22 protein-coding genes are annotated in these 20736 nt (G+C 67.5%); 13 read left to right on the top strand and 9 right to left on the bottom strand.

Annotated features, from left to right (window positions below; all coding sequences use genetic code 11):
* Nucleotides 1–29 precede the first annotated feature (29 nt).
* Nucleotides 30–476: a helix-turn-helix domain-containing protein gene (locus tag AC3WLC_RS21550; RefSeq protein WP_493685961.1), complete on the bottom strand. Its 447-nt coding sequence runs from the start codon at nucleotides 474–476 to the stop codon at nucleotides 30–32.
* Nucleotides 477–543: 67 nt separating this feature from the next.
* Between AC3WLC_RS21550 and AC3WLC_RS21545 the strand changes: the two genes are divergently transcribed.
* Nucleotides 544–1752, top strand: a complete 1209-nt coding sequence (locus AC3WLC_RS21545; RefSeq protein WP_493685960.1) for an MFS transporter — start codon at nucleotides 544–546, stop codon at nucleotides 1750–1752.
* 155 nt (nucleotides 1753–1907) lie between these two features.
* Nucleotides 1908–3167 (top strand): Na+/H+ antiporter NhaA, encoded by a 1260-nt coding sequence (nhaA, locus tag AC3WLC_RS21540; protein ID WP_493685959.1) that lies wholly within the window; start codon nucleotides 1908–1910, stop codon nucleotides 3165–3167.
* 187 nt (nucleotides 3168–3354) lie between these two features.
* On the opposite strand, the gene AC3WLC_RS21535 is transcribed toward nhaA, so the two are convergent.
* Nucleotides 3355–4008, bottom strand: coding sequence for a GntR family transcriptional regulator (locus tag AC3WLC_RS21535; RefSeq protein WP_493686103.1), 654 nt, complete (start codon nucleotides 4006–4008; stop codon nucleotides 3355–3357).
* 139 nt (nucleotides 4009–4147) lie between these two features.
* Here AC3WLC_RS21535 and AC3WLC_RS21530 point away from each other — a divergent pair, with 139 nt between their 5' ends.
* The 3 genes from AC3WLC_RS21530 (at nucleotide 4148) to AC3WLC_RS21520 (ending at nucleotide 6673) form a co-directional block, all read left to right on the top strand.
* Nucleotides 4148–5122, top strand: coding sequence for a Bug family tripartite tricarboxylate transporter substrate binding protein (locus AC3WLC_RS21530; RefSeq protein WP_493685958.1), 975 nt, complete (start codon nucleotides 4148–4150; stop codon nucleotides 5120–5122).
* A gap of 50 nt (nucleotides 5123–5172) precedes the next feature.
* Nucleotides 5173–6276: an isocitrate/isopropylmalate dehydrogenase family protein gene (locus AC3WLC_RS21525; protein ID WP_493685957.1), complete on the top strand. Its 1104-nt coding sequence runs from the start codon at nucleotides 5173–5175 to the stop codon at nucleotides 6274–6276.
* A gap of 112 nt (nucleotides 6277–6388) precedes the next feature.
* On the top strand, nucleotides 6389–6673 hold the full coding sequence (locus AC3WLC_RS21520; RefSeq protein WP_493685956.1) for a hypothetical protein: 285 nt from the start codon (nucleotides 6389–6391) through the stop codon (nucleotides 6671–6673).
* 75 nt (nucleotides 6674–6748) lie between these two features.
* On the opposite strand, the gene AC3WLC_RS21515 is transcribed toward AC3WLC_RS21520, so the two are convergent.
* The 5 genes from AC3WLC_RS21515 to AC3WLC_RS21495 all read right to left on the bottom strand — a co-directional run bounded on the left by AC3WLC_RS21515 (nucleotide 6749) and on the right by AC3WLC_RS21495 (nucleotide 10933).
* The gene (locus AC3WLC_RS21515; RefSeq protein ID WP_493685955.1) at nucleotides 6749–7990 is read right to left on the bottom strand and encodes a L,D-transpeptidase family protein; all 1242 of its coding nucleotides are present in this window, start codon (nucleotides 7988–7990) and stop codon (nucleotides 6749–6751) included.
* 287 nt (nucleotides 7991–8277) lie between these two features.
* The gene (gene ldtR, locus AC3WLC_RS21510; protein ID WP_092158706.1) at nucleotides 8278–8790 is read right to left on the bottom strand and encodes a transcriptional regulator LdtR; all 513 of its coding nucleotides are present in this window, start codon (nucleotides 8788–8790) and stop codon (nucleotides 8278–8280) included.
* Between the two features lie 207 nt (nucleotides 8791–8997).
* Nucleotides 8998–9438, bottom strand: coding sequence for a DUF6163 family protein (locus AC3WLC_RS21505; RefSeq protein ID WP_493685954.1), 441 nt, complete (start codon nucleotides 9436–9438; stop codon nucleotides 8998–9000).
* A gap of 1 nt (nucleotide 9439) precedes the next feature.
* A complete protein-coding gene (locus tag AC3WLC_RS21500; protein WP_493685953.1) occupies nucleotides 9440–10495 on the bottom strand; it encodes an enoyl-CoA hydratase/isomerase family protein in 1056 nt (351 codons plus the stop codon).
* An 87-nt stretch (nucleotides 10496–10582) separates the two neighbouring features.
* Nucleotides 10583–10933 (bottom strand): hypothetical protein, encoded by a 351-nt coding sequence (locus tag AC3WLC_RS21495; protein ID WP_493685952.1) that lies wholly within the window; start codon nucleotides 10931–10933, stop codon nucleotides 10583–10585.
* 158 nt (nucleotides 10934–11091) lie between these two features.
* On the opposite strand from AC3WLC_RS21495, the gene hemB reads away from it, so the two are divergent.
* Nucleotides 11092–12138 (top strand): porphobilinogen synthase, encoded by a 1047-nt coding sequence (gene hemB, locus AC3WLC_RS21490; RefSeq protein WP_493685951.1) that lies wholly within the window; start codon nucleotides 11092–11094, stop codon nucleotides 12136–12138.
* Between the two features lies 1 nt (nucleotide 12139).
* Here the strand turns inward: hemB and AC3WLC_RS21485 are convergent, their stop codons facing one another.
* Nucleotides 12140–12877 carry a class I SAM-dependent methyltransferase gene (locus tag AC3WLC_RS21485; protein WP_493685950.1) on the bottom strand — a complete coding sequence of 246 codons (738 nt, stop codon included), beginning with the start codon at nucleotides 12875–12877 and terminating at the stop codon, nucleotides 12140–12142.
* Between the two features lie 135 nt (nucleotides 12878–13012).
* On the opposite strand from AC3WLC_RS21485, the gene AC3WLC_RS21480 reads away from it, so the two are divergent.
* Genes AC3WLC_RS21480 through AC3WLC_RS21470 form a run of 3 tightly spaced genes read left to right on the top strand, consistent with a single transcriptional unit; the run spans nucleotide 13013 to nucleotide 16139 of the window.
* Nucleotides 13013–14344: a branched-chain amino acid ABC transporter permease gene (locus AC3WLC_RS21480; RefSeq protein ID WP_493685949.1), complete on the top strand. Its 1332-nt coding sequence runs from the start codon at nucleotides 13013–13015 to the stop codon at nucleotides 14342–14344.
* Nucleotides 14345–14361: 17 nt separating this feature from the next.
* Nucleotides 14362–15606 (top strand): threonine ammonia-lyase, encoded by a 1245-nt coding sequence (locus tag AC3WLC_RS21475; protein ID WP_493685948.1) that lies wholly within the window; start codon nucleotides 14362–14364, stop codon nucleotides 15604–15606.
* Between the two features lie 59 nt (nucleotides 15607–15665).
* Nucleotides 15666–16139, top strand: a complete 474-nt coding sequence (locus AC3WLC_RS21470) for an RDD family protein (RefSeq protein WP_493685947.1) — start codon at nucleotides 15666–15668, stop codon at nucleotides 16137–16139.
* A gap of 199 nt (nucleotides 16140–16338) precedes the next feature.
* Here the strand turns inward: AC3WLC_RS21470 and AC3WLC_RS21465 are convergent, their stop codons facing one another.
* On the bottom strand, nucleotides 16339–17169 hold the full coding sequence (locus tag AC3WLC_RS21465; protein WP_493685946.1) for a class I SAM-dependent methyltransferase: 831 nt from the start codon (nucleotides 17167–17169) through the stop codon (nucleotides 16339–16341).
* A gap of 164 nt (nucleotides 17170–17333) precedes the next feature.
* Between AC3WLC_RS21465 and AC3WLC_RS21460 the strand changes: the two genes are divergently transcribed.
* The 4 genes from AC3WLC_RS21460 (at nucleotide 17334) to AC3WLC_RS21445 (ending at nucleotide 20679) form a co-directional block, all read left to right on the top strand.
* Nucleotides 17334–18080, top strand: a complete 747-nt coding sequence (locus tag AC3WLC_RS21460; protein WP_493685945.1) for an arginyltransferase — start codon at nucleotides 17334–17336, stop codon at nucleotides 18078–18080.
* A gap of 224 nt (nucleotides 18081–18304) precedes the next feature.
* The gene (locus AC3WLC_RS21455; protein ID WP_493685944.1) at nucleotides 18305–18952 is read left to right on the top strand and encodes an RraA family protein; all 648 of its coding nucleotides are present in this window, start codon (nucleotides 18305–18307) and stop codon (nucleotides 18950–18952) included.
* Nucleotides 18952–19266, top strand: coding sequence for a UxaA family hydrolase (locus tag AC3WLC_RS21450; protein WP_493685942.1), 315 nt, complete (start codon nucleotides 18952–18954; stop codon nucleotides 19264–19266). Before AC3WLC_RS21455 ends, AC3WLC_RS21450 begins: the two co-directional genes overlap by 1 nt.
* A 213-nt stretch (nucleotides 19267–19479) precedes the next feature.
* Complete coding sequence (locus tag AC3WLC_RS21445; RefSeq protein ID WP_493685941.1) at nucleotides 19480–20679, top strand: UxaA family hydrolase; 1200 nt, start codon at nucleotides 19480–19482, stop codon at nucleotides 20677–20679.
* The last annotated feature ends 57 nt before the right edge of the window (nucleotides 20680–20736 follow it).

Raw genomic sequence — 20736 nt, 5'->3', positions numbered from 1 at the left:
GAGGCTGTCCAAGCGATAGATGGACGCGGCTAAGGAGCTGCGCGCCGCGCGCCAGAGCGTCGGACGGAGGGGCGGTAGACGAGCTTCCGGCGCGAAGCGGCCTGCATCAGCTTGCGGAAAGTCGGGCACTCCAGATGCGAAGGCGCCGGGCAATCGGCGACATGACGCAGGATGTCGCGCAGCGTGCGCAATTCGATCATCTGGCGCTGCAGCTCGTCAGCCTTGAGGCGCAGCTGGTCGCGCGGGATGTCGGGGCGGCCGTCGCGCCCGAACATGCCGGCGATCTCCTCCAGCGAGAAGCCGGCGGCCTTGCCCATCGCGATCAGCGACAGCTTCAGCAGCACGTCGGCATCGAATTGCCGCCTGAGGCCCCGCCGCCAGAGCGAGGCGATCAGGCCGATCTCCTCGTAATAGCGCAGGGTCGAGGGCGCGACGCCGGAGCGCTCGGCGACCTCGCCGATATCGAGAGCAACCATGCTTGACCTCAAGTCGACTTGAATTCGTACGCTCTGCCGAACCCAAGATTTCGGCAAGAGGATCATCATGGAAGCTGTTCTCGTTTCAAGGCAAATTCCGGTCTGGCAGGACCGGCGCGCCATCGCCCTGCTGATGGCGGCATCGCTCACCACTATGGCGAACGCGACGATCGCCCCGGCCCTGCCCGGACTGGAGCGGCTGTTCGCCGGCGATCCGAATGCGGCGCTGCTGACGCGACTGCTGGTGCCGGCGCCCTCGCTCAGCGTCGCGATCCTTGCACCACTCGCCGGGATCGCGGCCGACCGGATCGGGCGGCGCAAGTTGCTGCTCTTCGGGGTTATCCTGTTCATCCTGTCGGGCTGCGCCGGGCTCATGCTGCCCGACCTGCCGACGATCTTCGCGAGCCGGCTGGTCTTGGGTATCGCCGTCGCCCTGATCATGACGGCGCAGACGGCGCTGGTCGGCGACTATTTCAGCGGCGACGACCGCAATGCACTGACGGGCCTGCAGATCTCGGCGCGCAATCTCGGCGGCCTCGTCTTCATCCTGACCGCCGGATGGGCCGCGACGCTCTCGCCGCGGCTGCCCTTCGCGATCTATGGGCTCGCCGCCGCCTTCCTGCCATTGATGTGGCTGGTCATCGTCGATCCGCCGCGCCTGTCGCCGGGAAGTGGCTCGAAGCTGTCGAGCGCGAGTGACGATTTTCGCCCCTGGCGATTGCCCCTCGCCTTGCTGGTCCTGCTCCAGGGTGTGACCAACATGATCTTCTTCGTCATGCCGACGCAGCTCTCTTTCTTCCTCGACGCGCGAGGCTATGACAGCGCGATCATGACCGGCTCGGCACTCGGCGTGCTGATGCTGTCGGGCGGCGGCTTCGCCCTGCTCTACCCTCGCATCCAGCGCGCCGTCGGCTATCCCGGCATCTTCGCGCTGGGCTATGGCGCGATGGCGCTCGGCTTCCTCATTCTGCTGCTCGCGGCGACCACCCCGGCGATCTTCGCCGCCGTAGCAGCGATCGGCGCAGGCTATGCCCTGGTCTCGCCGAGCTTCGTCGCGCTCGCCCTCAACCTCGCACCGGCGCAGAAGCGCGGACTGGCCGGCGGCATCCTCACCGCCTCGATCTTCATCGGCCAGTTCTGCTCGCCGTTGCTGAGCACACCTGTGATCGCCGGATACGGCTATGCCAGCCTGTTCGGCGGTACGGCCGCGCTGCTGGCTATCATGACCGCCACGGCCGCGCTGGCAGGTGGCGCGAGCCGGCGGCGCCGGCGATAGTGCGGCGATATGGAGTGCCGCTTCACGCGCATTCTGCTTTATTCACAACCTGGGAAGGCCGACTCGCCGCTTGGCGCGATCCTCGGCTGCAATCGAAACGACATCGAGGTGTCGCAGCAAACCGGCGGAATGGAAGCCGGCGGAAGGAGGCCGATGTGGCGCAGCGGACGGACGAGAGCGAGGCTCACCACCCGGATTGGCCGCCCAAGCGCCGCTCGCCTCTGCACGCTTTTCTCGAAAGCGGAGCCGCGGCCGGCGTGCTGCTGGTCTTCTCCGCGGCGTTGGCGCTGATTATCGCCAATTCGGCGCTCGGCCCCGTCTATTTCGAGCTGCTGGACGCCAAGATCGCCGGCCTCTCCATCCTGCACTGGATCAACGACGCGCTGATGGCGGTGTTCTTCCTGGTCGTCGGACTGGAGATCAAGCGCGAGTTCATCGAAGGCCAGCTCGCGACCTGGAGCCGGCGCGCCTTGCCGGCGCTGGCCGCGCTCGGCGGCATGATCGCGCCCGCCTTGATCTATGCCGCGCTCGCCTGGAGCGATGCGCAGGCGCTGCGCGGCTGGGCGATCCCCGCCGCCACCGACATCGCCTTCGCGCTCGGTGTGCTCGCTATCCTCGGCTCGCGCGTGCCGGTCTCGCTCAAGATCTTCCTGACCGCGCTCGCCATTCTCGACGATCTCGGCGCGATCCTGATCATCGCCGTGTTCTATTCGGGCAATCTCTCGCTGCCGATGCTGGCCGGGGCCGGCGCCTGCCTCGCGATCCTGATCGCACTCAACCTGCGCGGCGTCCGCCTGCTGCCGCTCTATCTCGTCATCGGCGCGGCGCTCTGGTTCTTCGTGCTGAAGTCCGGCATCCATGCGACGCTGGCCGGCGTCGCGCTGGCCCTGACCATTCCGCTCGGCGGCCATGGCACTGAAAGCGACGAGCCTGAGCATTCGCCGCTGCATACGTTGGAGCACCGCCTCCATCCCTGGTCCTCCTATTTTATCGTGCCGGTCTTCGGCTTCGCCAATGCCGGCGTCTCGATCGCTGGGATGTCGCCCTCGCTCCTGCTGACGCCGGTGCCGCTCGGCATCATGCTCGGGCTCTTCCTCGGCAAGCAGATCGGCGTGTTCGGCTTCGCCTGGCTCGCGGTCCGGCTAGGCCTGGGAACCATGCCGGCCAAGGCGAATTGGGCGCAGCTCTACGGCATCTCGCTGCTCTGCGGCATCGGCTTCACCATGAGCCTGTTCATCGGAGCGCTCGCCTTCGAGAAGGCTCCGGCGTTGGCCGCAGCGACCAAGATCGGCGTGCTCGCCGGCTCGGCCCTCTCGGCCGTGATCGGCTATGTCGTGCTCCATCTCGCCGGGCGCCATCCGGCGACGGCGAAGGAGCCTGCGCCGGCCGCGATCTCCCGGGAGCGGGCGCACTGAGCAGCACGATCACAGAATCGTCTCAGCTGCGGCGGAACCATGGCAGGCGAAGCGCGTTACCTCCTCAGCGGTGGAGGCGGCAATGGGCTTCAGTCTTCTGGAAATCTCGATCGTGATGGCGTGCATCTCGCTGCTCGGCTTCCTGATCGCCGACAATCTGGCCTGAGCCAAGTCGGCCGCAGGCGGGTCAGCCCGCCTGCACCAGCCGCCGCAGCCGCTCGCGGCCGGCGGCCCTGATGTGATCGCGCGCCGCAGCCTCCGCCTTGGCGGGATCGTGGGCTTCGATCGCGCTGACGATGGCATCGTGCTCGGCATGGGCCTGCGCCGCCCGGTCGGCATCCAGCAATGTCGAGGAACCGAGCAGCGCGCGGGCGTCGCGCAGCGCGTTCAGGGCCTTCAGCAGATAGCGGTTATGCGCCGCGCCATAGAGCGCCGAATGGAAACGCTCATTGTGACGCGCCAGCTCCTGCGGGCGGGTGAGCAGCCCAGCCTCGATCCCGTGCAGATCACGCAGCAGCGCGACATCGCCCTCGGAGGCGTGACGCGCGGCGAAGGCGGCGACAGTGCCCTCCAGGACCTCGCGCATCGCATAGAGCTCGGACACGGCCTGATGATCAAGCGTCGCCACCACGAGCGTGCGCGAATCGCGTGTGAAGAAGCCCTCGGCCTCGAGCCGGCGCACCGCCTCGCGCAAGGGCGTGCGGCTCATCTCCAGGCGAGCGGCGAGATCCTCCTCGCGCAGGCGCGTGCCGGGCCTGAGCTCGCCGGCATCGATCGCCTCGCGCAGACGGGCATAGGCCTGGCCCGCAAGCGAGCGCACCGGCTGGACATCGGCGAACACCGTCAAACTGCGCCCTCTCCTGCTCCACGACGCCGGCTGCGGTGATCGCCCGCCCCCGCTGCGAAATCAACGCTTGCCCGCATCGCTCGCTTTCAGCATACTTCGGTATACCGAAAATGAGAACAGCACGGGAGGCTTCATGTCGCGCCGGTTTCCAACGCTCCTGCTCGCAGCCGCGCTCGCTGCGCTGCCGACCCTTGCCGCGAAGGCGCAGGACTGGCCGAACAAGCCGATCACCATGCTCGTGCCCTATGCCGCCGGCGGCGGCACCGACGTGATCGCACGGGCGGTGGCGCAGAAGCTGCAAGATCGGCTCGGGGTCGGCGTCGTGGTCGAGAACCGCGCCGGCGCAGGCGGCAATCTCGGCACCACCGCGGCGGCGCAGGCTCCCGCCGACGGCTACACCGTGCTGATCAGCAATATCGGCCCGATGGCGGTCAATCCGAGCCTGTTCAAGAATTTGAAGCACGATCCGGCCGAGGTGCTGGAGCCGGTGACGCTGATCGCCAAGGCGCCGCTGCTCCTGCTTGTGCATCCATCGGTCAAGGCCAACTCGGTCGCCGAGCTGGTCGCGCTCGCAAAGGCCCAGCCGGACGGGCTGACCTACGGCACCGCCGGGCATGGCTCGGCCAACCACATCGCCACCGCGCTGTTCGAGCTGATGGCAGGCGTCAAGCTGAAGCATGCCCCCTATCGCGGCGCCGGGCCGGCGCTGAACGACCTCATCGGCGGGCATATCCCGATGATGTTCGCGACGCTGCCTTCGGCGATCGGCCATGTGAACGGCGGCGGCCTCAAGGCGCTCGCCGTCACCACTGCCGAGCGGGCGCCGGCCTTGCCGCAAGTGCCGACGCTCGCGGAAGCCGGCGTGCCCGGCTACGAGGCGAGCGGCTGGTACGGCGTCTTCGTGCGCAAGGGCACGGCGCAGGCGATCATCGACAAGCTGCGCAGCGAGGTCGCGACCATCATCAACCTGCCGGAGGTGCGCCGGAATCTCGAGCTCGAAGGCGCCCAGCCGATCGGCAATACGCCCGCCGAGTTCGCCGCCTTCGTCAAGGCCGAGCGCGCGAAATGGTCGAAGGTCGTCGCCGAGACCGACATCAAGATCGAGTAAGGCGCCCTCCCGCTCCATCACCTTCCATCATTCACGGACCGATGCCGACCATGACCGACGCGACATCCCCTGCCCTGCGCCTGCTCGTCCTCGAAGGGGATGGCATCGGCCCCGAGATCGCGGCGGCGACCTGCAAGGTGCTCGACGCGGCGAGCAAGCTCTTCGGCTTCGGGCTCGTCTATGAGCGGGCGGAGATCGGTTTCGCTGCGCTGAAGAACCAGGGCACGACCTTCCCCGAGACCGTGCTTGAGGCGGCAAAGCGGGCGGACGGCGTCATCCTCGGCCCGGTCTCGCACAACGAGTATCCGCCGGCCGAGAAGGGAGGGCTCAACCCATCCGGCCAGTTGCGCAAGCGGCTCGACCTCTACGCCAATATCCGCCCGGCCCGCTCGCGCGAAGGCTTTGCGCCGCGCTGCGGCAAGCCGCTCGACCTCGTCATGGTGCGCGAGAACACCGAAGGCTTCTATTCAGACCGCTCGATGCATCTCGGCCCCGGCGAGATCATGCCGACGCCAGACCTTGCCATGTCGTTCCGCAAGGTGACGCGGCAGGCCTCCCTGCGCATCGCCGAGAGCGCCTTTGCGCTCGCCCGCCAGCGCCGGCGCAAGGTCACGGCCGTGCACAAGGCCAATGTGCTGCGCATCTCCGACGGGCTCTTCCTGGAATGCGTGCGCTCGGTGGCCGAGCGCTATCCCGATGTCGAATACGAGGAGAAGATCATCGACGCCATGGCCGCGCTGCTGGTGCGCGACGCCAGCGTCTTCGACGTGATCGTCACCACCAATATGTTCGGCGACATCCTCTCCGACCAGGCCTCGGAGATCTCCGGCAGCCTCGGCCTCGCCGCCTCGCTCAATGCCGGCGAGGATCATGCGGTGGCGCAGGCGCAGCACGGCTCGGCGCCTGATATCGCCGGACGCGACCTCGCCAATCCCGCTTCGTTGATCGGCTCGGCAGCGATGCTGCTCGCCTGGCTCGGCGAGCGGCGGCAGGCCCCCACCCTGCTGCAGGCTGCACAAGCGATCGAGCGGGCGATCGACCTGACGATCAAGGCGCCGGAGCTGCGCACGCGCGATCTCGGCGGCACGCTCGGCACGCGAGCGTTCGCCAGTTGCGTCGTCGCCAATCTCGCCGAGGTGGCGAAGGCGGCCTGACGCAGACGCAACCGGCCGTCCCGCGACGATCATGGCGGCAGCGGGAACGCCTTGGGGGCTGGCGCATTGAAAAGGAGCGCCTCCCGGTCCGGGGCGCGGCCGGAGCCTTCAGATGCCGACTGCCGATCATTCCGTCGCCTCGATCAAGCAGCTCGCATCCGACTTTCAGAAATGGCCCTCCCCACAGACAGCGAAGGCGCTCGCGCAGATCGCGAAGCGGGCCGGCGCGTCCTCAGGGGAGCTCGCCCCCTATTTCGAACGCATTCACCTCGCCGCCACCGACCTGCTCAAGCCTGGGGCAAGGCCCGACCCGACCTATGCCGCGCTGCGGCGGGCGGTGGCGATCCTCGATACCGTCACGAAGGTCAGGCGACGGGCCAGAGACGGGCTGCAATGATCTGCCAGGCCAACAAAAAAGCTCCCGGCCTTCGCCGGGAGCTCACAATGACGCAGACCTTGGCGTAAGCCGGCCTCAGATGTCCTGGTCGCCCTGCAAGGCGGCGACCGCCGCCGGGCCGAGGCCATCCTTGTTGTAGATGTCGTCGCGGAACTGCACGCCGCCATCGGGCGTCGCCCAGGCGGTGACGTAGACCCAGTAGCACGGCACCGGATTAGCGATGCGGGCGTTGACGCGCTCGCCCGAGGCGATGGTCTCGTCGATCTTGGCGCGATCCCAGCCGGGCGTTTCCTTGAGCAGGAAGGCGATGTAGTCGCGCACGTTCTGGACGCGGATGCAGCCCGAGGAGACGAAGCGGTAATCGTCGCCGAAGATGCCCTTCGACGGCGTGTCGTGCATGTAGACGCCGTGCGGGCTCGGGATGTTGATGCGCACGAAGCCGAGGGAGTTGAACTCGCCGCCCGGATCCTGGCGGAAGGTGTAGCGGGTCGCCTCGTCCGAGCGCCAGTTGACGCGGTCGGGCGGGATCTCGCCATTGGGACCGATGATGCGGATCTTGTTCTCGGTCAGGTAGCTCGGCTCCTTCTGCATCTTCGGGATCAGGTCCTTGCGGATGATCGAAGCGGGAACCGTCCAGGTCGGGTTGAAATTGACCTCGGGGATCTTGGTCTGCAGCAGCGGCGACTGGCGGTCGATCTTGCCGACGCCGGCGGCATGACGGGTCGCGACATGGCCGTTCTCGACCGTCTCGACCGCGGCGGCCGGGATGTTCGCCACGACATAGCGGTTGCCGAGATTGCCCGACCAGGTGCGCAGGCGCACGATATTGGTCTCGAGCTGGCGGATACGCCGGTCGACCGGCACGTTGAGCGCAGCCAGCGTCGCGCGGTTGATGCTGCCGGTGGTCGACAGGCCCATGCGCGACTGGAAGCGGCGCACGCCGCCCTCGACATAGGAATCATAGACGTTGCTGTCGCCGGCGGAGGCGTCGAGATCGCCGGTGATGATCAGCCGCTGCCGCAGCGCCACCACGCTCGGGCCGCGCGAGCCGACCGAAAGCCGCTCGCTGACCTGCAGGGTCGGCCAGCCGCCGCGCGCGGCGAGCGCCCGATAAGCTTCGACTGCCTGCTCGGTCGCGGCCAGAGCGGCCGGCGAGAGCATCGGCGTCGAGGAGCGCTGGACGGCGTTGCGCGAACCGGCATCATAGCTCTGGCGCCACTCGGCCTGCTGGGCGAAAGCCGGCAGGCTGACGCCGGCGGCAGCAGTCGAGAGCATGGCCAGAACCGTCTCGCGGCGGGTCAGGCGGATATTCGGCATCGATCGTACCCCTTGGACTTCCCAGTATCACCGGAGCGGGACGCGACCCGCCCCTTCGGCCGGGCATCTGCCACGGCCGGTCGCTGGGGACGATCCCTTACCACAGTTAACACGGTATGATGAGCGCGGCATTTTTGGGGCGGCGATGCGTCGCGCTCACGCGGGTTTGATCGCTGCGGCCGAAGCGAAATCACTGTTGCTCGAAAGAAACAGGCGCACGCGCCCCGGCCGGGAAGCCGAAGCGCGCTGCGGGGATACTTCCAAGACCGGGCCTGTGGCCCAGGGCTTCAGAGCTTGTAGCGGATCTGGTCGGTCCAGAAGCGCTCGAGGCGCAGCAGGGCGTTGTTCATGCGCTCGAAATCATCGGCCGCGATGCCGCCGATCTGCTCGACCGTACGGACATGCTTGTCGTAGACGCCCTTGACGATGTTGTGCACCTCGCGGCCCTTGTCGGTCAGGCTGATGCGCACCGAGCGGCGGTCGATCCGCGAACGGGCATGGTGCAGGAAGCCGAGCTCGACCAGCTTCTTGACGTTGTAGGAGACGTTCGAGCCGAGATAGTAGCCGCGGGTGCGCAGCTCGCTGGCCGAGAGCTCGGCGTCGCCGATATTGTAGAGGAGCAGCGCCTGCACGCTGTTGACGTCGTCGCGGTTGCGGCGCTCGAACTCGTCCTTGATCACGTCGAGCAGCCGGCGATGCAGCCGCTCGACCAAGGTGAGAGACTCAAGATAAAGCGGCTTCACCTTGAGCTCAACACCTTCGGACGCAGCCGGCTCCACAGTCTTTACATTGCTCTTCATGGTAATATCCCGCCTGTTGATTACCGGCCAGGATTGTCTCCCGGTCCGCTTCTGAGAGACACCATAGGCGGGCCGGATGAAAACGAGTTTAAATATCAGGATGAATCAGGGATTTACCCATTTGGGTGAATCCAAAATGAACCGCAAGTCTCTTAAGCTAAAGCGATTCTTACCATCGCCCGCTGCATTCGAGACAGACCGGAGGCCTCAGCCGTCCTGGTTTTCCGCCGCCCAGGTGGCGAGGAAATAGGCCAGCATCAGCGCGACATAAGTGCCGATCAAGGCGGGCGAAACCGTCAGCCAGCGCGGGAAGAAGAAGCCCAGCAGCAACTGGCTGACGGCGGCGAGCAGCCAGAGCACGCCGCCCCAGGTCGCGGTCAGCCAGAGGCCGACGCCGGCGACGAGATCGAAGACTGCGAAATAGACCGTGATCGCCTGGAAGGTCAGGGGGCGCGTCTCGAAGGCGGGGCCGGGCTCGAAGACCAGGCCGAGGCCGAGGATGGTCATCCAGTGCATCAGGCCCTTGCCAATCCAGACCACCGAGAGCAGGCGCAGCAGCCAGACCAGCAGCAGGCGCCAGCGAACCCGGCGCTTCATCTCGCCCGGCTGGCCCGGGCCGCGCAGAACTTCGCCGTCGCGCACCGTCATCTCAGCTGCCCAGCGCCAGCTCGGTCGCGCCGAGCGGGGCGAAATAGGCCGCCACCGCCGCCGGATCGAGCTCCTCCAGCGTCTGCGGCCGCCAGGACGGCGCCTGGTCCTTGTCGATCACCACGGCGCGCACACCCTCGTAGAAGTCATGGCCGTGCGGAATGCGCGAGACGATGCGGAACTCGAGCTGCATCGCCTCCGCGAAACCGAGCGAGGCGCCGCGGCGCATCTGCTCGAAGGCGATGGCGACGCTGGTCGGCGACTTCGCCCGGATCGTAGCGAGCGTCTTGGCGGCGAAGGTATCGCCCGCAGCCGCCTTGGCGTCGAGCCGGCCGAGCACCTCCGTCAGCGTCGCCGCGCCGAAGCAATGCGCGATGGTCGCGCGCTCCGGCGCGAGCTTGCCCGGCCCGGGATCAGCGGCGAAACGCGCGATCGTGGCGTCGACGGGCTCTGAGCCGGTCAGCGCCTCGGCAAGCTCCGCCATGCGCGCGGAGGGAACCGCATGCGTCGCCAGCCCGAGCGCCAGCGCATCGGCCTGGCCGACACGATCGCCGGTCAGGGCGAGATAGATGCCGGCATGGCCAGGCAGGCGCGGCAAGGCATAGGTCGCGCCGACATCGGGGAAGAAGCCGATGCCGACCTCGGGCATGGCAAAGAGCCAGCGCTCGCCGGCGACGCGGTGGTTGCCATGCAGCGAGAGGCCGACGCCGCCGCCCATCACGATGCCGTCGACCAACGCGACATAAGGCTTGGGATAGCTCTGGATGCGGGCGTTGAGGATGTATTCCTCGCGCCAGAAGGTCAGCATCTCGTCGTACTGCCCGGCCTTGCCGAGATCGTGCAGGCTGCGGATGTCGCCGCCGGCGCAGAAGGCCTTCTCGCCGGCTCCGGTGACGACGATGCGCGTCACGGCGGGATCGTGCTCCCAGGCGTCGAGCGCCTTGGCCAGCTCGCGCACCATGGGGAGATTGAGCGCGTTCAGCGCCTTCGGGCGGTTGAGCAGGACGAAGCCGGCACTGCCGCGGATTTCACAGATGATGTCCTGATCCTGCGCCATGTCCGCCTCGACCCCGGTCCGTCAGGCGGTTCTGGAAGGCGGGCCCCGGCTTGTCAACGCGAGCGCCGGCCCGGTCCCGTCCGGACTTTAGCGCACGGTGACGATGCCGCGGCCATAGCCGCCATGAGCCTTGGGCAGAGCGACGCAGACCATCGCCCGGCCATGGCTCTGCTCGATCGAGGCCAGCGCCGCAACCTGCTCGGCATAGCTCTCGGTGGCGCGCAGGCCGGCGAGCGTGCCTTTGATCTCGCGCAGATTCCTGTCGAGCTTGTCCTGGCCGACGCGCAGGGACGGGCAATGCCGCTCGGCATAGTCGGCGGAGGCGAGCGCCGTCGCGGTCTGCGCTTCGATAGCATCGCGGCGCGTCACCTCAGCCGGCGCCGTCGTGGCAGTCAGCACTCCCACCAGCATGGTGAAAGCCAAGAGCTTTGACCGCATTGTATCCCCTTCCATGACCGCAGGATCGCCCGCCCCAGGCAGGCTTGCGCTGTTCTGGCCGGCTCTCGCGGCTGCGACCATCGCGCCTGTTTTGGGAGCGAGCTCATGTGCTAAGGGATCGCCGGCTAGCCACTAGCGCATTCATGGCGGAGGCGTCGATGACTTCCCGGGTACAGCCCCTCTCAATGCCGCGGGCCGCAACCACCACGGCGGATTCGCTCGGCCTCACCCGCCGCATGCGCCGCAATCGCAAGGCCGAGTGGTCGCGCCGGCTGGTGCGCGAGAACCGCCTGACCACCGACGACCTGATCTGGCCGATCTTCCTGATCGATTCCGCCGAGCCGATCTCGCCAGTCGCCTGGATGCCGGGCGTCGACCGGCTCAACATCGACGAGGCCGTGCGCCAGGCGGAGGCTGCGGCGAAGCTCGGCGTTCCCGCGATCGCGCCCTTCCCCTATGTCGACCGCGCCCTGCGCGACGAGACCGGTTCGGAAGCGCTCAACAGCCGCAACCTGATGTGCCGGGCGGTCCGCGCGATCAAGGCGGAGGTGCCGGAAATCGGCATCATCTGCGACGCGGCGCTCGACCCCTATACCTCGCACGGCCATGACGGCGTGATGGATGGCGAGCGGATCCTGAACGATGCCAGCGTCGGCATCCTCGTCCAGCAGGCCCTGGCGCTCGCTGACGCCGGTGCCGATGTGATCGCACCCTCCGACATGATGGACGGGCGCGTCGGCGCGATCCGCGCCGCACTCGACGCCAGCGGCCATGAGGACGTGCAGATCATGGCCTATTCGGCCAAGTATGCGTCGGCCTATTACGGCCCGTTCCGCGACGCGATCGGCACCAATGCGACGCTGATCGGTGACAAGCGCACCTACCAGATGGACCCGGCCAACAGCGACGAGGCGATCGCCGAGGTCGCGCTCGATCTCGAGGAGGGCGCCGACATGGTGATGGTCAAGCCCGGCCTGCCCTATCTCGACATCATCGCGCGAGTGAAGGAGACCTTCTCGGTGCCGACCTTCGCCTATCAGGTCTCCGGCGAGTACGCGATGATCATGGCGGCGGCCAATAATGGCTGGCTCGACGGCGACAAGGCGATGCTGGAGAGCCTGCTCTCCTTCAAGCGCGCCGGCGCCGACGGCGTGCTGACCTATTTCGCGCCGAAGGTCGCCAGGATGCTGAAGGAACGCGGCTGAGCTAGCTGGGCAGGCGATAAACGGAGACGTGCGAGCGCGTCTCCGCCGTGAAGGGCGCCCCGTTCCAATCCGCATGCCGGCTTTCGAGCTCGAAGCCGGCCAGCTCAGCCATCAGGTCGAGTTCCGCCGGCCAGATATAGCGGTGGGGCGAGCGGAACAACTCCGCCTGAGTGCCCTCGCCGAAGCGGAAATGGTGCGAGACCACCTGCTGGTTCAGCACGTCATAGGTGTCGAGGCCGATATAGCCTGCCTCCGACTGCCATACGACCGCCTGCTGCCCGGGCGGCAGCTTGCGCAACTCCGGCACCCAGAGCTCGATCACGAAACGCCCGCCGGGCGAGAGATGGCGCGCCGCATTGCGGAAGCAGGCGACCTGCTCAGCCTGCGTGAGCAGGTTCGAGATCGTGTTGTAGACGAGGTAGACGAGCGCATAGCGGCCGGGAACGGTCGCGGTGGCCATGTCGCCGAGGACGACGGGGATCGTCGCTTCGTCGATCTTGGTCCGCAGCTCGGCGATCATCGCGGGTGAATACTCGATGCCCGCCACCGGCACGTTCCGCTGGCTGAGCGGCACCGCGATGCGGCCGGTCCCGATCGCGAATTCGAGGGCCCTGCCACCCTCCGCCAGTTGTGCCAGTCGTTCGACCGCCGGCTCCAGCACCTCCGGCGCGAACATCCCGGTTCCCGGCGTGTCATACGTCCTGGCCGCCTCAGTGCCCCAGATCTCGTCCTGCTGCATGACCATTGTCCTGTCGCGTTGCCCGCCCGATCCGATGTGCCCGGCCTTCCCGATTTATCAAGCCCCACGATTGCGCATGCAGGCAGCATCGCAGCGAGTTCCAACGCCCCGGTTCTCGCGCTAGCGTGCGCCGCGATGCGCGCCCTGCTCACGTCGATTCTGCTCTGCCTCGCGCTCGCCTCCTGCGGGCGCTTCGACACCGACCAGATTCGCGCCTGCCGGCTGGCGATCCCGGCGCTGAACCCGACCGATACCGTCATCACCATCGAGGGCACCGGCGGCGGGCCGCGCGCCGATATCCTGCGCATCGTCTACCGGGCGCAGGCGCCGGACGAGCAGCCGCGGCGGCGCACGATCGACTGCATCTTCGCCGGTGAAGGCACCACGCTGCAACGCGGCACGCTGGCGGGCCTGGCCTCCGACGGCGTGCCGATGACAGACGCCAGCTTCCTGCTGCTGCGGCGCTTCTATCTCGAATACAAGGCCGAGCCGCCGGTCGATCCCGGCATGTCGCCCGGCGCCGACCTCATCACCGTGCCGCCCGGCCTCGCCTATGGCCTGCAGCAGGGCCTGGCCGCCCTGCCCTCGGCCGCGATCTACGCGCTGCTGGCCAGCGCCTATGCGCTGATCTACGGGCTCAACGGCCGCATCCTGCTGACCTTCGGCGAATTCTCGGCGCTGGGGGCGCTCGCGGCCGTGGTCGGCGTGGCGCTGACCTTGTCGCTCTCGGTCTCGACGCCGGTCTCCGGCCTGTTCATCGCCTTTGCCGTCGCGATCGCGGTCAGCGCGCTGCACGGCTTCGCAATGGGCCGTTTCGTGCTGCGCCATCTCGACAAGAGCAATGGCCAGCAGGTGCTGATCGCGACGATCGGGCTCGCCATCGCGCTGTCCGAATACTTGCGCCTCGCGCAGGGCGCCGAATTGCGCTGGCTGCCGCCGGTGTTCAACGAGCCGCTGCCTCTGGTGCGGGCCGAGCAGTTCATCGTCACGGCGACGCCGGTCTCGCTCGCCATGGCGGGGCTCGGCTTCTCGGCCGCGACCTGCCTCATCCTCTATCTCGCCCGCTCGTCCTATGGCCGGGCCTGGCGTGCCGTCGCCGACGACGCCAAGACCGCCTCGCTGTTCGGAATCGATCCCGGCGCGGTGCACGACCGGGCGCTGATCATCGCCTGCGCGATCTGCGGCGCGGCCGGCGTCATCGTCACGGTGATCTATGGCGGCATGGGCTTTTCCGGCGGCTTCACGCTCGGCCTGAAGGCGCTGGTCGCGGCCGTGCTCGGCGGCATCGGCTCGGTGCCCGGCGCCTGCCTGGGCGGGCTCGCCATCGCCGCCTTCGAAGTGCTGTGGTCGGCGACGATGCCGCTCGAACAGCGCGACATCGCGGTCTATAGCTTGCTCGCCGTGACGCTGATCCTGCGCCCCGGCGGCTTCTTCGGCGACGGCGCGCTGACGCCGCGCCAGGTCTGAATGATTTGGGGGACCGGATGGGCAGCGGCTTCGCGATCAGCTTCGCCGATATCGAGGCGGCTGCGCAGACCATCGCAGGCCATGTGCTGAAGACGCCGCTGATGCCGGCGCCGCGCCTGTCGGCACTGACCGGCGCAGAGGTCTTCGTCAAGCACGAGAACATGCAGGCGACGGCCTCCTTCAAGGAGCGCGGCGCGGTCAACAAGCTGCTGAGCCTGAGCGAGGACGAGAGGCGCCGCGGCGTCATCGCCATGTCGGCCGGCAACCACGCCCAGGCTGTCGCCTACCACGCCAAGCGCTTCGGCATCCCGGCGACGATCGTCATGCCGGAGACGACCCCGCTGGTGAAGGTCGAGAACACCCGCGCCCATGGCGCCGAGGTCGTGCTGTTCGGTGAGACGCTCTACGAATCCACGCAGAAGGCACGCGAGATCGCCACGAAGAAGAGCCTGGTCTTCGTCCACCCCTATGACGATGCGGCGGTGATGGCCGGCCAGGGCACGGTCGCGCTGGAGATGCTGGAACAGGAGCCGCAACTCGACACGCTGCTGATCCCGCTCGGCGGCGGCGGGCTGATGGCCGGCAACGCCATCGCCGCCAAGGCGCTGAAACCGTCGATCGAGATGATCGGCGTCGAGGCAGCGCTCTACCCCTCCTTCCACAATGCCGTGCACGACGCGACCATGCCGATCGGCGGGGCGACGCTCGCCGAGGGCATCGCGGTCAAGACCGTCGGCGCGCAGACTCTGCCGGTGGTGAAGGCGCTGGTCTCCGACATCGTGCTGGTAAGCGAGGACCTGATCGAGCGCGCCGTCAATGCCTGCGCGACATTACAGCACACGCTGGCCGAAGGTGCCGGCGCCGCTGGCCTAGCGGCGATGCTGAAGGAGCCTGAGCGCTACCGCGGCCGCAGGGTCGGGCTCGTGCTCTCCGGCGGCAATATCGATGCGCGCCTGCTCGCCGCGATCATGGTGCGCGAGCTCGAACGCGAGCAGCGCATCGCCGCCTTCCGCCTCACAGCCAGCGACCGGCCCGGCCTGCTCGGCAAGGTCGCGAGCCTGTTCGGCACGCTCGGCGCCAATATCCTCGAAGTCAGCCATGGCCGGCTCTTCCTTGACGTCCCGGCCAAGGGCGTGATGCTCGACGTCACCATCGAGACCCGCGACGAGGCCCATACCGCAGCAATCGAGGCGGCCCTGCGCCAGGAAGGCTTCGCGCCGCGCCGGATTTACCCTCGCGGCCTTGCGGAACCGGCTGGCTGATCAAACATTATTGCTCGGTGGGCCATCTCGGCCACTGAGCAATGAGGAATTCAACGTCGATGTCGAACCCGTCCTATCGCCAGCCGCCGATCATCGCGCTGGAGGACCGGCCGCTGCAGGATACGCGCGGCGTGCTCGGCTCGCGCCTGTTCGCCTGGATCGGCGACGTCGTCGTCCTGTTCATCCTCGGCAGCATGGTCTGGTTCCTGCTCGCCATCCTGGGCATCGTCACCTTCGGGCTGACCTGGCTGCTGATGGGCGGCGCGACGATCGCCGTCGCACTCGGCTATGCCGCCATCACCATCGGCGGGCGCAAACAGGCGACGCTCGGCATGCGCATGGCCGGCCTGCGAGTCGAGACCGCCTCGGGCGGCCGGCCGGATGCACTCGCAGCGGCCGTACATGCGCTGTTCTTCTATGTCGCGGCCGGCACAGTCGGCCTCTGGTTCCTCGACGTCGCCTGCGGGCTGGTGCGCGAGGACCGGCGCCTCGGTCACGACATCCTCACCGGGCTCGTTGTGGTGCGCGCCTGAGGTCGGCTCCGTCGGTGCGGAGCGTCTTTCCGGGGCTTCGCGCAGCGAAGAGCCCGGAACCCAGAGCCGATACCGGTCGGGATGCTGGCACTGAGATCGACGCACTTTTCTGGAGATCGCATCGGCTCTGGGTTCCGGGCTCAGGCCTATCGGCCTGCCCCGGAATGACGGTGAGGTTCCCTCTCAAAGAAGCACCGCCTCAGAACCGATAGCGCAGCAGCAGGCCGATGCGCGCCAGCGGCGGGATCAGCGAGAAGAACTGCATCGCAAAGCGCGCCGGCCAGGACATCCGGGCGATCTGGGCCGGGTCGTAACCATCAGGGTCATAGGCCGTCAGCTCGGTGACGAGTTCGAGGCCTGGCACCTGCCGCTCCAGTTCGGCGGGATCGCCAAGCGACCAGCGCAGCACCGCCCCGGTCGCCTTGATCGAAGGCTGCAGCGCAATCAGCTTGAGGCCGAGCGGGCTATAGGCGTCGAAGACGATCTCGCCGCTGCGGCAATGTCGAACGAGCCGCTCCAGCAGCAGCGGCACCTCCTCTTCGGGGAGATAAGGCAGCAGCCCCTCGGCGATGATCATCGCCGGGCGGTCCTGCGGGAGTGCCTCGAGCCAGCCCCGTTCCGTGACCGACGAGCCGATCAGCTGATAGCCGGCACGCGCTGGATAGAGCCTCCGCCTGAGCGCGATCACCTCCGGATAGTCGACATCGTACCAGTTGATGCCAGCAGGCGGATCGATCCGGAAGACGCGGCTGTCGAGCCCGCAGCCGAGATGCAGCACGATGGCGTCGCCGTGTTCGGCGAGGAAAGCGCGCGTCCAGCCGTCGAGCGCGTGGGCGCGCATGGCAAGGCCGACCATCAAATCGCGGTCGATCTTGAGGCGGGCGAAATCATAGTCGAGACGGGCCGCGGCTTCGGCGGCGAAACGGTCCTTGAGCAGGGAATCGGGCAGCAGGCTCTCGCCGGCCTTGGCCCAGAGCGTGATCAGCAGGGTTTCCTTCTCCTGGGTCAACGCGACCGCTTCGGTCTGCATCGCATCCCCCTGCTCCGGGGGCTTCCCGGCCTTTCCGCGCCAGCAGACTAGCACCGACGCCAGGGTTATCCCATGCGGTGGCGCCACCGCAGGCTTGCCGCTTGTTGCCGCCGCGCCGACTGCTAAACTCAGGTTGAATTCGGCGGTTCCGGAGCCTGCCTCACGTGACACGTCCTTTGCGGGATGCCCCGCAATTCTATCTGACCTCGCCGACGCCCTGCCCCTATCTGCCGGGCCGCGAGGAGCGCAAGGTGTTCACGCACCTCGTTGGCGCACGGGCGCGCGACCTCAACGACGTGCTCTCGCAAGGCGGCTTCCGGCGCTCGCAGAGCATCGCCTACCGCCCAGCCTGCGAGACCTGCCGGGCCTGCATCTCGGTCAGGATCGTCGTCGCCGATTTCCGGCCCTCGCGCACCTTCCGCAAGATCCTCGCCCGCAACAGCGACCTGATCGGCGAGGCGCTGCCGCCGCAGCCGCGCTCCGAGCATTATTCGCTGTTCCGCGGCTATCTCGATGATCGCCACCCCGAAGGCGGCATGGCGACGATGTCGGCGCTCGACTTCGCCATGATGGTCGAGGACACCCATGTCGAGACCAGCCTGATCGAATATCGCAGGCGCGGGCCCGACAGCGGCTTCACCGGCCGTGGTCAGGGCGACCTCTATGCCTTCGCCCTGACCGACCGGCTGAGCGACGGGCTCTCCATGGTCTATTCGGTCTACGATCCCGCGCTCGAAGCGCGCTCGCTCGGCACCTTCATGGTGCTCGAGCATGTCGAGCGCGCCCGCAAGCTCGGCCTGCCTTATGTCTATCTCGGCTATTGGGTCGAGGGCTCGCCGAAGATGGCCTACAAGGCGCGCTTCCTGCCGCAGGAGCGGCTGATGCCGCAGGGCTGGGAGCGGGTCGGCTGAGGCTTTCGGCGCGTCATTCTCGGGCGAAGCGAAGCGCAGACCCGGGAATCTCAGGACCAGATAGCTGGTTTCCGAGATGCTCGGGTCAAGCCCGAGCATGACGAGAATCGCAATTTAAATCGTTTAATACGCACGCCAGCGCTGCAAAATCCGCACTTGCTCGTAAGGGCACCCTCTGCGCAAGGTGCCCTCAAGGCCGCCGGAGCGGCCACACCGGAGGAACCATGACGGATACGCTGACCGAGCGCCTCGAACGCTGCTACACCGGCATCATCCACGACACGATGCGCGCCATGGGGCTGAAGGACTTCACCTTACCGCCAGCGCTGCGCCCGCTGCTGCCCGGCGTGAAGCTGGCCGGCCCCGCCTTCACCGTCGAGGGCAAGACCGGCGACTTCGACGCGCATGAGACCCTGCTCGGCTGGACCGGCCTGCTCTCCGCCGCCAAGCCCGGCCATGTCTGGGTCTGCCAGCCCAACACCGAGGAGGTCGCGCTGATGGGCGAGCTCTCGGCCGAGACGCTGAAGAACAAGGGCGTGCGCGGCTGCGTCATCGACGGGCTGTCACGCGACACCGAATTCATGGTCGAGATGGGCTTCCAGGCCTATTTCAAGGCCTATACGCCGCGCGACATCGTCGGCGTCTGGCTGCCCAAGGCGGTCGACGAGCCGATCAAGATCGGCGAAGTCTGGATCCGGCCCGGCGACTACATTCTCGCCGACCGCGACGGCGTCGTCCGCATTCCCCTGGAGATCATCGAGGAAGTGCTGGAGAAGTCCGAGACCGCGATCTCGGCCGAGAACAAGGTCCGCACCGCGATCCTCGCCGGCACCGACCCCCAGCAGGCCTATCTGCAATTCGGCAAGTTCTGATGTCCCAGCACGATCCCCGCCTGATCCTGCTCGACCCGCGCGACAATGTCTTCGTCGCGCGCACCCGCCTGCCGGCGGGCGAGCCCATCGAGACCGGCACGGGCCCGGCGGTGATCGACCGCGACATCGCGCTTGCCCACAAGGTCGCCCGGCGCGCGATCGCGCCCGGCGAGAAGATCCTGAAATACGGCGCGCCGATCGGCGTGGCGACGGTCGCCATCGCCGCCGGCCACCACGTCCATGTCCAGAACATGAAGAGCGACTACACGCCGACCTATCATCTCGAAGACGAGCGGGCGGATGCGAAGGACTGAAGCGCAATTGTCGGTGAGTGCAGGAGCCGCTGCCCGAAACCCCTCCCCCTTGTGGGGAGGAGAAGGGGTGGGGGTCGCAAAGCCAGAGCGATCGATCGAACGTGCTGGCACAGTCGCCGATGCCAATGCCCTTTTGAACGCAACGCTCACCAAGCGGCACCACCCCCATCCCCAACCCTTCCCCACAAGGGGGAAGGGAGAAGGTCGAGCCCAATGACACATCTGCAAGGCTACCTCCGTAGCGACGGCCGCAAGGGCATCCGCAACGTCGTCGCCGTCGCCTATCTGGTCGAGTGCGCCCACCATGTCGCGCGCGAGATCGCCCTGCCCTGGCGCGAGCACGAGGTCCACGCCATCGGCTTCCCCGGCTGCTACCCGAACCCATATGCCGAGCGGATGATGGAGCAGCTCTGCACCCATCCCAATGTCGGGGCGGTGCTCCTGGTCTCGCTCGGCTGCGAGAGCTTCAACAAATACGCGCTGGAGCGGGTGGTGCGGGCCACCGGCCGTCCGGTGAAGACCATTGTGATCCAGGGCACCGGCGGCACCCGCGCCTCGATCAAGGAAGGCCGCGCCTGGGTCGAGGAGCAGCGCATCGCACTCGATGCCGCCGAGACCGTGCCGATGCAGGTCAGCGAACTGGTGGTCGGCACCGTCTGCGGCGGCTCGGATGGCACCTCCGGCATCACCGGCAACCCGGCAGCGGGACGCGCCTTCGACCAACTGATCGCCGAGGGCGCCTCCTGCATCTTCGAGGAGACCGGCGAGCTGATCGGCTGCGAGCACATCATGGCGGCCCGCGCGATCACGCCCGAGCTCGGCGTCGAGCTGGAGAAATCGGTCGCCAAGGCGGCACGCTACTATGCGACCCTCGGCTACGGCTCCTTCGCCGCCGGCAATGCCGAGGGCGGGCTCTCGACCATCGAGGAGAAGTCGATGGGCGCCTATGCCAAGTCGGGCGCCTCCCCGATCTCCGGCCTGCTCAAGCCCGGCGACGTGCCGCCGCGCGGCGGGCTCTATCTGCTCGACGTGGTGCCGGATGGCGAGGTCCGCTTCGGCTTCCCCAACATCAACGACAATGCCGAGATCGCCGAGCTGATCGCCTGCGGCGCGCATTGCGTGCTGTTCGTCACCGGCCGCGGCTCGGTGGTCGGCTCGGCGATTTCGCCGGTGGTGAAGATCTGCGCCAATCCGGAGACCTATCGCCGGATGAGCGACGACATGGACGTCGATGCCGGCCGCATCCTCGAAGGCCGAGCCAGCCTCGACGAGGTCGGCACCGAGATCCGCGACCTCGTCGTCTCGCTGGCGCAGGGCGGACGAACCAAGTCGGAAGAGCTCGGCCACCAGGAGTTCATCTTGACCTATAAGAGCTTCGAGCCGCTCGGCCCGGCCTGCCTGCCCGCGGCGTAAACCGAGAGAGCCTTGCGCGGTCCTTGACCCCTCCTCCGAGCCCGAACTAACCTTGGG

The sequence above is a fragment of the Allobosea sp. GW821-FHT03A12 genome, assembly GCF_058986765.1.
The sequence above is the reverse complement of the archived record's forward strand: the minus strand, read 5'-3'. Positions and strand labels throughout refer to the sequence as shown.